Origin of the sequence: Pseudomonas sp. GM79, assembly GCF_000282495.1 — a bacterium.
Taxonomy (GTDB): domain Bacteria; phylum Pseudomonadota; class Gammaproteobacteria; order Pseudomonadales; family Pseudomonadaceae; genus Aquipseudomonas.
On sequence record NZ_AKJE01000084.1, the window covers coordinates 1 to 10,943 of the forward strand.

General features: G+C 60.0%; 8 protein-coding genes. 4 read left to right on the forward strand and 4 right to left on the reverse strand.

Translation table 11 applies throughout. The features are described 5' to 3' along the window. Window positions 1–70 precede the first annotated feature (70 nt). The gene (locus PMI36_RS07330; RefSeq protein WP_008074241.1) at window positions 71–1,480 is read right to left on the reverse strand and encodes an MATE family efflux transporter; all 1,410 of its coding nucleotides are present in this window, start codon (window positions 1,478–1,480) and stop codon (window positions 71–73) included. 293 nt (window positions 1,481–1,773) lie between these two features. On the opposite strand from PMI36_RS07330, the gene pdxB reads away from it, so the two are divergent. Next, window positions 1,774–2,916 (forward strand): 4-phosphoerythronate dehydrogenase PdxB, encoded by a 1,143-nt coding sequence (gene pdxB / locus PMI36_RS07325; protein ID WP_008074242.1) that lies wholly within the window; start codon window positions 1,774–1,776, stop codon window positions 2,914–2,916. A 188-nt stretch (window positions 2,917–3,104) separates the two neighbouring features. On the opposite strand, the gene PMI36_RS07320 is transcribed toward pdxB, so the two are convergent. Continuing rightward, window positions 3,105–3,284 carry a PA1571 family protein gene (locus tag PMI36_RS07320; RefSeq protein WP_007907798.1) on the reverse strand — a complete coding sequence of 60 codons (180 nt, stop codon included), beginning with the start codon at window positions 3,282–3,284 and terminating at the stop codon, window positions 3,105–3,107. A 258-nt stretch (window positions 3,285–3,542) separates the two neighbouring features. On the opposite strand from PMI36_RS07320, the gene PMI36_RS07315 reads away from it, so the two are divergent. Then, window positions 3,543–5,330, forward strand: a complete 1,788-nt coding sequence (locus PMI36_RS07315) for an ABC transporter transmembrane domain-containing protein (protein WP_162130635.1) — start codon at window positions 3,543–3,545, stop codon at window positions 5,328–5,330. A gap of 226 nt (window positions 5,331–5,556) precedes the next feature. Here PMI36_RS07315 and PMI36_RS07310 read toward each other — a convergent pair whose 3' ends face one another. After that, on the reverse strand, window positions 5,557–7,485 hold the full coding sequence (locus PMI36_RS07310) for a transglycosylase SLT domain-containing protein (RefSeq protein ID WP_008074244.1): 1,929 nt from the start codon (window positions 7,483–7,485) through the stop codon (window positions 5,557–5,559). Window positions 7,486–7,698: 213 nt separating this feature from the next. On the opposite strand from PMI36_RS07310, the gene PMI36_RS07305 reads away from it, so the two are divergent. Beyond that, the gene (locus PMI36_RS07305) at window positions 7,699–9,618 is read left to right on the forward strand and encodes an ATP-binding cassette domain-containing protein (protein WP_008074245.1); all 1,920 of its coding nucleotides are present in this window, start codon (window positions 7,699–7,701) and stop codon (window positions 9,616–9,618) included. 192 nt (window positions 9,619–9,810) lie between these two features. Here PMI36_RS07305 and PMI36_RS07300 read toward each other — a convergent pair whose 3' ends face one another. Beyond that, the gene (locus PMI36_RS07300) at window positions 9,811–10,248 is read right to left on the reverse strand and encodes a universal stress protein (protein WP_007907790.1); all 438 of its coding nucleotides are present in this window, start codon (window positions 10,246–10,248) and stop codon (window positions 9,811–9,813) included. A 104-nt stretch (window positions 10,249–10,352) separates the two neighbouring features. On the opposite strand from PMI36_RS07300, the gene PMI36_RS07295 reads away from it, so the two are divergent. Further along, a complete protein-coding gene (locus tag PMI36_RS07295; protein WP_008074246.1) occupies window positions 10,353–10,790 on the forward strand; it encodes a hypothetical protein in 438 nt (145 codons plus the stop codon). Window positions 10,791–10,943 lie beyond the last annotated feature (153 nt).

Genomic DNA, 10,943 nt, shown 5'->3' on the forward strand with positions numbered 1-10,943 from the left:
GCCCGCTCCCACAGGTTTCGCACCAACTGACTGGCATTACCTGCATCTACAGGCCCTTTTTTGCGCTCGCTTAACCCGCTGAACGACTGATGCGGATCCGCTTGCGTGCACTGCGCGTCAGGCGGATCGACAGCATCAGCGCCGCGCAACTCAAGCCTACGATCAAACCCTGCCACAGCCCGCTCGGGCCGCTCGGCGCACCGAACCAATCGGTCAGGCCCAAGGCGTAACCCACTGGTAAACCAATCCCCCAGTACGCGAACAATGTCAGGATCATCGTCACCCGCGTGTCCTGATAACCGCGCAGTGCGCCCGCCGCCGTCACCTGGATCGCATCGGAAAACTGGAACAGCGCCGAATACACGATCAACATCGCGGCCACCTGAATCACCGTCGGGTCGGCGGTGTAAATCGCAGCGATGGGTTCACGCAGCAATAGCATCAGGCTCGCCGACAAGCACGCATAAGCCAGGGCAGTGCCCATGCCGACACCGGCGGCGAAGCGGGCTTCGCGTGGTTCCTCACGGCCCAATGCCTGGCCGACACGCACGGTCACGGCCATGCCCAGGGAGTAGGGGATCATGAACACCAGCGAGCTGAAGTTCAGCGCGATCTGATGCCCGGCGACCACGGTGGCGCCGAGGCTGCCAATCAGCAGGGCAATCACGGCGAAGATGCTTGATTCGGCGAACACCGCAATGCCGATCGGCAGGCCGATGCTCAACAAACGCTTGATCACCGACCACTGTGGCCAGTCGAAACGGCTGAACAACTCGCTCGACTGGTAGGCCGGCGCCCAGCGCTCCCAGCCGGCCATGCCCAACGCCATCACCCACATCACGATCGCCGTGGCCCAGCCGCAACCGACCCCGCCCATGGCCGGCACACCAAAGTGGCCGTAGATGAAGATGTAGTTCAGTGGAATATTCAGCGCCAACCCGCACAGGCCAAGGACCATGGCCGGGCGGGTGCGACCCAGGCCATCACTGAAACAGCGCAGCACGTGATAGAACGCGACGGCGGGCAGGCCGCTGGCGATGCCGTGCAGATACTGCATGCACGGGCCGATCAGCTCGGGATCGACCTTCATGATGTGCAGGATCGGTTCGGCACTGAACAGCATGCCGGTCGCCATCAAGCCCACCACCAGCGCCAGCCACAACGCCTGGCGCACGATCGGGCCGATCTCGCTGTGGGTGCCGGCGCCGAAGCGCTGAGCGACTTTCGGGGTGGTGGCCAGCAGTGTGCCGGTCATCAGCAGAAACACCGGCACCCAGATCGAGTTACCCAGCGCGACGGCCGCCAGATCTCGAGGCCCGACCCGACCGGCCATCACCGCATCGACGAAGCCCATGGCGGTGGTCGCCAGTTGCGCGATCATGATCGGCAACGCCAGGCCAAGCAGGTTTTTCAGCTCCAGGCGAACCCGGGCCGGGCGGTTGAGAGAAATAGCGGCGGGGCGGTCAGTCACGGAATTCAAGGCGAAACGTCCAAAAGATTTTGATGCGCGAGGCGGCGCATTCTACGCCTTGACGCAGTGGTCAGGAAAAGTCCTGTGTTAGGGATTTGTAATCTCTCAATACCGCGCACACTCTGTGTAGGAGCTGTCGGAGGCTGCGATCTTTTGATCTTCTCTTTTGGCTTGCAGGGTTTGGTTGGTTTATTTAAAGACAAGATCAAAAGATCGCAGCCTTCGGCAGCTCCTACGGGGGATCGGTGCTAGTCGTTGGTGTCATCTGCGCCTAAACTGCCGATCCGCCAAAGGAGCCTGCCATGCTGATTGTTGCCGACGAAAATATCCCGCTACTCGATGCCTTCTTCGCAGGTTTCGGTGAAATCCGCCGGGTACCGGGACGTGCCATCGACCGCGCCACTGTCGAGCAGGCCGATGTGCTGTTGGTGCGCTCAGTGAGCAACGTCAACCGCGCATTGCTCGAAGGGAGCAAGGTGCGCTTCGTCGGCACCTGCACCATCGGCACCGATCACCTGGATCTGGATTACTTTCAACAGGCCGGCATTACCTGGTCCAGCGCCCCAGGCTGCAATGCCCGGGGTGTGGTCGATTACGTGCTGGGCGGCCTGCTGACCCTGGCCGAAATCGAAGGTGCCGACCTGACTCAACGCACCTACGGTGTGGTCGGCGCCGGTGAAGTGGGCGGGCGGCTGGTCAAGGTTTTGCAAGGTCTGGGCTGGAACGTGCTGGTCTGCGATCCCCCAAGGCAAGCGGCCGAAGGGGGTGATTACGTCAGCCTCGAGCAGATCATCGAGCAATGCGACGTCATCAGTCTGCACACTCCGCTAGACAAGCAAGGCCCTCAGTCGACCTGGCATCTGTTCGATAAAAACCGCTTGAACCAACTCAAGCCCGGCACCTGGCTGATCAACGCCAGTCGTGGCCCGGTCATCGACAATGCCGCTCTGCGCCAGGTGCTGTTGGAGCGTGAAGACCTGCAAGCGGTGCTGGATGTCTGGGAGGGGGAACCTGAGGTCGATGTGGCACTGGCCGAGTTGTGTGTGCTGGCGACGCCACACATTGCCGGTTACAGCCTCGACGGCAGACAGCGCGGGACGGCGCAGATCTATCAGGCGCTTTGTGAGTTCCTCGGGCAACCGGAACAGGTCAGCCTGAACGATTTGCTGCCGGCACCGTGGTTGTCGGCGGTGACGTTGAACGCCGACAGCGATCCGGCCTGGGCGCTGGCGATGTTGTGCCGTGGTGTGTACGACCCGCGCCGTGACGATGCGAATTTCCGTCGCAGCCTTGTAGGTAATGTGAGCGAGCAGCGTGCGGCGTTCGATGCACTGCGCAAGCATTATCCGCTGCGGCGTGAGATCGATGGGGTGAAGGTGCGGATCGAGGGGGATTCGCCGGCGTTGCAGCAGATCGTGGCGGCACTTGGCGCTGCGGTCCTATAAGAGACCGAGTTGGCCCATTCGCGAGCAAGCCCGCTCCCACATTTGATCTTCAGCGGACACACGTGTTGTGTACGGCAGAGATCAAATGTGGGAGCGGGCTTGCTCGCGAATGGCGGCATCGCAATTCTTCGATAAACACTCATAAAAAACCCGGCTAAAAGAGCCGGGTCAAGAAGACGGTGGCTATATCACTCTTGTTCGGCAGGCTTGACCAATCGCTTCTCCAGTTCGCGGCAAGCGTCCTGGATCATGTTTTCAGTGATCGGTACTTCGTGCCCATCCTTATCAATAATCGAGCAACCCAGAGACTGGTCTGGCTGCGTGCGGATCACTGGAATCTTGTCATCGCTGCTGTTTTGCAAGGACATGGCCTGTCTCCTCATCAGGTTGTGTGCTTACTGTAGAACCGCCAGGTGACCGGGCTGTGACAACTCCCTGCGATCTTTCAGGTCGGCATCTTCAGTCCATCAGAAATACCCGGACGTTTCCACCCGGACTTTAGACCAATAATCTCTAGCCACTAGTCTTGGCGGTCATAATTAACCTGACTCATTATGATTTACCGCGTTCAATCCCGTTGGGCGGTGTAGGCTTGGTCGAGTTAAAGCCATTGGTTGCGCCATCGGATGATCTTCATGCTCTCTTCCCGTCACCGCCGCGCCATTCGTCTGGCCAGCCGTTTCCTCGCGCCTTATCGCTGGCCGGCCTTCGGCGCTTTGCTGGCATTGATTGTTACTGCCGGCATCACCTTGTCCATGGGGCAGGGGATTCGTCTGCTGGTGGATCAGGGTTTCATGACCCAGTCGCCGCATTTGCTCAACCGATCCATCGGCGTGTTCATGCTGCTGGTGGTCGGTCTGGCGATTGGCACTTTTGCACGGTTTTACCTGGTGTCGTGGATCGGCGAGCGCGTTGTCGCCGACATACGCCGACGGGTGTTCAACCATCTGGTCTACCTGCATCCGGGGTTCTATGAAGACAACCGCAGCTCCGAGATCCAGTCGCGGCTGACCGCCGACACCACGTTGCTGCAATCGGTGATCGGCTCTTCGCTGTCGCTGTTCCTGCGTAACGGGCTGATGGTGATCGGCGGGATTGTCTTGCTGTTTATCACCAACCCCAAACTCACCAGCATCGTGGTGGTCGCGTTGCCGCTGGTGGTCGCGCCGATCCTGATTTTTGGTCGCCGGGTGCGCACCCTGTCGCGTCTGAGTCAGGACCGGATTGCCGATATCGGCAGCTATGTCTCTGAAACACTGAGTCAGATCAAAACCGTGCAGGCCTACAACCATCAGGTTCAGGACGAGCAGCGTTTTGCCACGACCGTGGAAGAGGCTTTCAACACTGCCCGCAAGCGCATCTTCCAGCGAGCCTGGTTGATTACCCTGGTGATCCTGCTGGTGTTGGGCGCCGTCGGGGTGATGCTCTGGGTCGGCGGCATGGATGTCATCGCCGGGCGGATTTCCGCGGGTGAGCTGGCGGCGTTCGTCTTTTACAGCCTGATCGTCGGCGGTGCCTTCGGTACATTGAGTGAAGTGATCGGCGAACTGCAGCGAGCAGCGGGGGCGGCGGAGCGGATTGCCGAGTTGTTACGCTCGGAAAACATCATCCAGCCCCCGACCCAGGGCCTGGTGACTTTGCCTGAACGGGTGAAGGGCGATCTGGTGCTACAAGATGTGCGCTTTTCCTACCCGTCGCGTCCGCAAAGCTATGCCGTCGATGGTCTGAATCTGACGATCAACGCCGGCGAAACACTCGCATTGGTCGGACCGTCCGGTGCTGGCAAGTCGACGGTGTATGACCTGCTGTTGCGTTTTTACGACCCCGCCGAAGGACGCATCTTGCTGGACGGTGTGCCGCTGACTCAGCTCGATCCTCTGGACCTGCGCCGCTGCTTCGCCCTGGTTTCGCAAACCCCGGCGCTGTTCTTCGGCAGTATCGAAGAGAACATTCGCTACGGTCACCCGATGGCGACTTTGGCCCAGGTCCAGGAAGCCGCGAAAATCGCCTATGCCCACGACTTCATCGAGCAAATGCCCAACGGCTACCAGACTCACCTCGGCGACGCGGGTCTCGGTTTATCCGGCGGGCAACGCCAACGCCTGGCCATCGCCCGGGCGCTGCTGGTGGACGCGCCGATCCTGCTGCTGGACGAAGCCACCAGCGCCCTCGACGCCCAAAGCGAGCACCTGATCCAGCAAGCCCTGCCCAGCCTGATGAAAAACCGCACCACGCTGGTCATCGCCCATCGGTTAGCCACAGTGAAAAACGCTGACAGGATCGCGGTGATGGACCAAGGAAAACTGGTGGCAGTGGGGACGCATCAGGAGTTGATTGCAAGTAATGCACTGTATGCACGGCTGGCGGCGTTGCAGTTCAATGACGGCAAAGTCGAAACCGATCTGCGAGCGTAGACACTGTTGGTTCGGGACGATCTTTTCGATTCCCATCAAAGAAGAGCGACCCAGTAACCGATCAAGTAACCGACCAAGTAGCGAAATTGCTTCGGGCTCTCGAAGGGATCGGTCCGGTGAAAATCAGTGAGTGCTTTGAGCTGCAAACAAAAATGCCCGCCTTGAAAGAGGCGGGCATTTTTTACAGCGACGGAAAAAGATCGCAGCCTGCGACAGCGCCTACAGATTATTGATCGTCGAAATACCGTTCATGCCAATCCACCAGCGGTTGTGGTGAGTTGAGCTTCTGGCCGTAGATCACCGAGTACGACAGCACGTTTTGCACGTACTGACGGGTTTCGTCGAACGGGATGCTTTCCACCCACACATCGAAGCTCAGGTGATCGGCGCCACGCAGCCATTGACGTACGCGGCCGGGGCCGGCGTTGTAGGCGGCGGAGGCGAGGACGCGGTTGCCATTGAACTGGCTGTGGACCTGGCTCAGGTAAGCGGCACCGAGCTGGATGTTCTTGTCCGGATCGAACACTTGCTGTGGCGAAGCGAGGGGAATGCTGAACTTGCGCGCGGTTTCCTTGGCCGTACCGGGCATCAGTTGCATCAGGCCGCTAGCACCGACGCCGGAGCGTGCATCGGCCATGAAGGCGCTTTCCTGGCGGGTGATCGCGAATACCCAACTCGAATGCAGGCCACGGACCTTGGCTTCACGGACCAGGGTTTCGCGGTGGGCCATGGGGAAGCGAATATCCAGGTCGTCCCAGTATTTCGCCTGACTGATGGTGCGGATCGCCGGGAAATACCATTTCAGGTCGTAAGCCAGTTTCGCCTGGGCGACCATTTCGTCACGGCTGAAATGCCGACTGACGTGGTACCACTCGCGACGACCGTCGACGATCTGCCCGCGGGCATGGAATTCCAGGGCGCGTCGCACGCCCGGGGTATTGCGCACCTTGTTGATCAGCGCCTGGCTGAGCACCAGCGGTTTGTTGTTCAGCGAATAGGGGGATTGCGAGCGATCGGCCGCCAGGAAGCCGTAGAAGTCGCGCTCACGAGCCAGGCCCTTGTAAAGCGTCTGCGCTTGCGGATTCTGTGGCTGCGCCAGCTCCAGGCTGCGAGCCTGCCAGTAACGCCAGCGGTTGGTGGTGGCCAGATCTTGAGGCAGGCGGCGGGTCAGCTCATAGGCATCGTCCCAACGGGCCAGGCGCAACAGCAGGCGCAAACGCCATTCGGAAACGGTGTTGTCCCGCAGTTCCGGGTCGTATTTGGTCATTACGTCCAGCGCGCGGCTGTCGAAACGACGAGCGAGGGTCAGCCCGATTTCCCGGGCAATCGCGACTTTTTCGTCGCGGGAGAAATGCATGCTGTTGGCGTAACCGTCCAGCAGGGCCATGGCCTTGTCCGGATCCTGACGGGCCAGGCGGCGCAGGCCGAGGCTGACGATGTCGGACATCGGTTCATCCGCCGGGGTGAAGCGCGACGGCTGATTGAGCAGCTCGGGTTTCTGCGCTACATCCACCAGCAATCGACCGCGCGGGGCGAGTGTCGTCAGGCCATTGATCAGGCTGTTGGCCAGCGGATAGTTGCGTGCCTGGGCGGCGAGCTTGGTGCGTTCCCAGCGTTTCTGTTCAGTCAGTTGACCATCGGCAGCCCACATGCCGAACACAGCATCGCAAGCGTCGGGTTGGGTTTTACCGGTCAGCCAGAGTTTATCGGCGTTGGCGTAGCCTTCAGCCTTGCGGTTATGGCTGATCAGATACTGCGCGTTCAGGCAGTCCAGTTCGGTGAAGTTGAGCTTGGGGTCATAATATTTAACGAAGGTTGCCCAATCGCCGCGTTCGGTCAGCCAGCGCAGCCAGCGCAACTTCATCCAGTTGGCTTGGGGCAGGTCACCGTGTTCGGCGAGGAATTTCTCGATTTCGGCGTTGCTCGCGGTTTTCAGGCGCGCGGTCAATTCGTCATAAGCCAGATACGGCTCCAGCGGATAATCGCTCAGAGCCTGGCTGTAACGGAAATAAGGGCCGGAATCGCCTTTGGCCAAGGCTCGCTTGGCTTCATCGTAATACTGGCGTTGGGTGGACAGGTCCACCGCCTGGGCGGATTGAGCGGCAGCGGCTGTAAGAAGCAAACACGAAAAAAGATTGAAAAGGCGACTGCGCATGAGACGTCCGGGCAGAGAAATCATGACAAGTGCCGGCGAGAGCGGCACTGAATTATCTGTAGCTTAGCCTTTTGCCAGCAGCGGGCGAAAGCTTTGCCGAGCTGTCGGCACAAGTTCGCAACAATTGTTGTGCAGAGTGCTTCGACATTGAAATTGCCGGCCTTCTGAAGCCTCAAGTCAGGTAGAATGCGCGCCCGGTTTTTGGAGAAGCTCATGACCCTGCTCAAATTCAGCGATGTGTCCCTTGCTTTCGGCGCTATGCCGTTGTTGGACAAGGTGTCCTGGCAGATCGCCCGTGGTGAGCGGGTGTGCATCATCGGCCGCAACGGCACTGGCAAGTCCAGCATGATGAAGCTCGTCAAGGGCGACCAGAAGCCTGATGACGGCTCTGTTTGGCGCGCACCTGGCCTAAAAATTGGCGAATTGCCGCAAGAATTGCCGGTAGCCGACGAGCGGACCGTGTTCGACGTGGTTGCCGAAGGCCTGGACGGTGTTGGCGAGCTGCTCGCGCAGTATCACCACCTGAGCCAGAATATCGTCACCGACGCCGACCTGGACAAACTGATGCACGTCCAGCACGACCTCGAAGCCCGCGACGGCTGGCGTTTGCAGCAACTGGTCGACAGCACCTTGAGCCGCTTGCAATTGCCGGCCGACAAGACCCTCGCCGAATTGTCCGGTGGCTGGCGTCGCCGCGTCCTGCTGGCTCAGGCCCTGGTTTCCGAACCGGATCTGCTGTTGCTCGACGAACCGACCAACCACTTGGACATTGGCGCCATTGCCTGGCTCGAAGAAGCGCTGAAGGATTTCCAGGGCGCCGTGCTGTTCATCACGCACGACCGTTCCTTCCTGCAAAACCTCGCGACCCGCATCCTGGAACTGGATCGCGGTGGCCTGATCGACTGGAACGGCGACTACGCCAGTTTCCTCGTGCATAAAGAGGCGACTCTGGCTGCTGAAGAAACCGCCAACGCGCTGTTCGACAAGAAACTGGCCCAGGAAGAAGTCTGGATCCGTCAGGGCATCAAGGCTCGCCGCACCCGTAACGAAGGCCGCGTCCGCGCCCTGAAAGCCCTGCGCGTTGAGCGTAGCGAGCGTCGTGAGCGCACCGGCAAGGCCAACATTCAGCTGGATACCGCTGACAAGTCCGGCAAGCAGGTGATGGTCCTCGAGAACGTGAGCTTCGCTCACCCGGGTGGCCCGTTCCTGATCAAGGATTTCTCGATGGTCCTGACGCGCGGCGACCGTATCGGTCTGCTTGGCGCCAACGGTACCGGCAAGACCACGTTGCTGAAACTGATGCTCAGCGGTCTGCAACCGACCAGCGGCAAAGTGGAAGAGGGGACGCGCATCGACGTGGCCTACTTCGACCAGTTGCGCCATCAGCTGGACCTGGAAAAGACCGTGATCGACAACGTGGCCGAAGGTCGCGACTTTATCGATATCGATGGTCAGAGCCGTCACGTGCTGAGCTACCTCGGCGACTTCCTGTTCAGCCCGCAGCGTGCCCGCACGCCGGTCAAGGCGCTGTCCGGTGGTGAGCGTGCCCGTCTGTTGCTGGCCAAACTGTTCAGCAAGCCGGCGAACCTGCTGGTACTCGACGAGCCGACCAACGACCTGGACGTGGAAACCCTCGAGCTGCTGGAAGAGGTCTTGCTGACCTTCAACGGCACCGTGCTGATGGTCAGCCACGACCGGGCATTCCTCGACAACGTGGTCACCAGCACCCTGGTCTTCGAAGGCGAAGGCAAGGTTCGCGAATACGTCGGTGGTTATCAGGACTGGCTGCGTCAGGGCGGCTCGCCGCGCCTGTTGGGCGTGACCGAGAGCAAGTCCGGCAAGGCCGACCTGAACTCGGCTGTCGTCACTGCTGAACCAGCGCCAGTCGCTGCGGCAGTAGAGGCGCCGGTGGCAAAGAAGAAGCTCAGCTACAAGTTGCAGCGTGAGCTGGAAATGTTGCCGAGTCAGATCGAAGCCATGGAGCAGCAGATTGCTGTGGTTGAAGCGCAGATGGCGGATGCCGGCTTCTATCAGCGTCCTGCTGCCGAGACAGCTGCGGTGATCGCTCAGCTGGAGCAGTTGCAGGCTGAACTCGACGTGATGGTCGAGCGCTGGGCCGAGCTGGATGCCTGATTGATCCGGCGATAAAAAAGCCCGGCTTCACTCACGTGAACGCCGGGCTTTTCGTATGGATGGCGGTCTACTGGCCGACATAGCTTCACTGTGGGAGCGGGCTTGCTCGCGAAAGCTGCTTAACATTCAATAAAGATTTCGACTGTCACGCCGCTTTCGCGAGCAAGCCCGCTCCCACAGTGTTCCGTGTTGTCAGCTTTTGATCAGGCGCACCGCCAGCACATCGCAAGGCGCGCCGTGCAGTACGTCATTGGCGGTGGAGCCGAGCAATAGCGCCAAGCCGTGTCGGCCATGACTGCCCACCACGATCAGGTCGCACGTTTGCTCCTTGGCGAGGTGGTGAATCTCCTGGCGCGGCTGGCCGTAGGTCAAGTGACTGTATTCCTTGGAGAGTTCCGGGTATTTCACGATCAATCGCTCAAGGCGCTCTTTGGCCTGATCGAATTGTTGCTGTTGCAACTGGGAAAGATCCATCGGCACGTCGCCGCCAAAGGCCATCGCCATCGGTTCGACAATATGCACCAGGGACAGCTTTGCGCCATTGCTCACCGAGAGCTCGCGAGCTCGGTGGATGACAGGATCGCACTCTTCCGTTAGGTCTACAGCGACCAGAATGTGGTTGTAGGGCATGAGGTGCTCCTCCTGAGGATTGCAATATTGGTAAGTATGGCTGGTTTCAAGCGCATTGGTTTCAAAGTGACTCAATGGGCTCATCAAGAATCGGGAGTACAGATATGACGGTCTGGATAGTGGTGTCAATCCTGCTGGTGGTCTTGAGTCCGCTGGCCTGGTTGCGACCCTCTCGCACCCAGAGCGGGCGCATGGCCCTGCGCATGGAGGCGCGGCGCATTGGCCTGGCCATGCAGCTGGCGCCCCAGGAATGGCCGCACTGGCTGAGCGAGGAGCCGCCGAGCCCTTGCGCGCAGTACCATCGGCCGCGCCGTGGCACGCGACCGGCGTGCTGGAGTTACTGGCAGAAGACGCCAGGCGTGTGGGTCAATCAGTGGCAGGAGGTCTGTGAGGATAGGATGCTGCTGAATCATTTCGAAAAATTGCCTGCCAACGTCTACAAGGTCGAAGCAGACAAGCAAATGATTGCCCTGTATTGGGGCGAGAAGGGCGAGGCCGAGGTTCTGCAACAGATCGATGCCACGCTCAAAGCACTCGCCTGAAACCGATCTGTAGCAGCTGCCGAGCCTGCGAGGCTGCGTTCGGCGACGAAGTCGTCGTAAACCCTGAGCACACAATCAGCCTGATGTACCGCGGTGTCTGATTTACGACTGCTTCGCAGCCGAACGCAGCCTCGCAGGCTCGGCAGCTGCTAC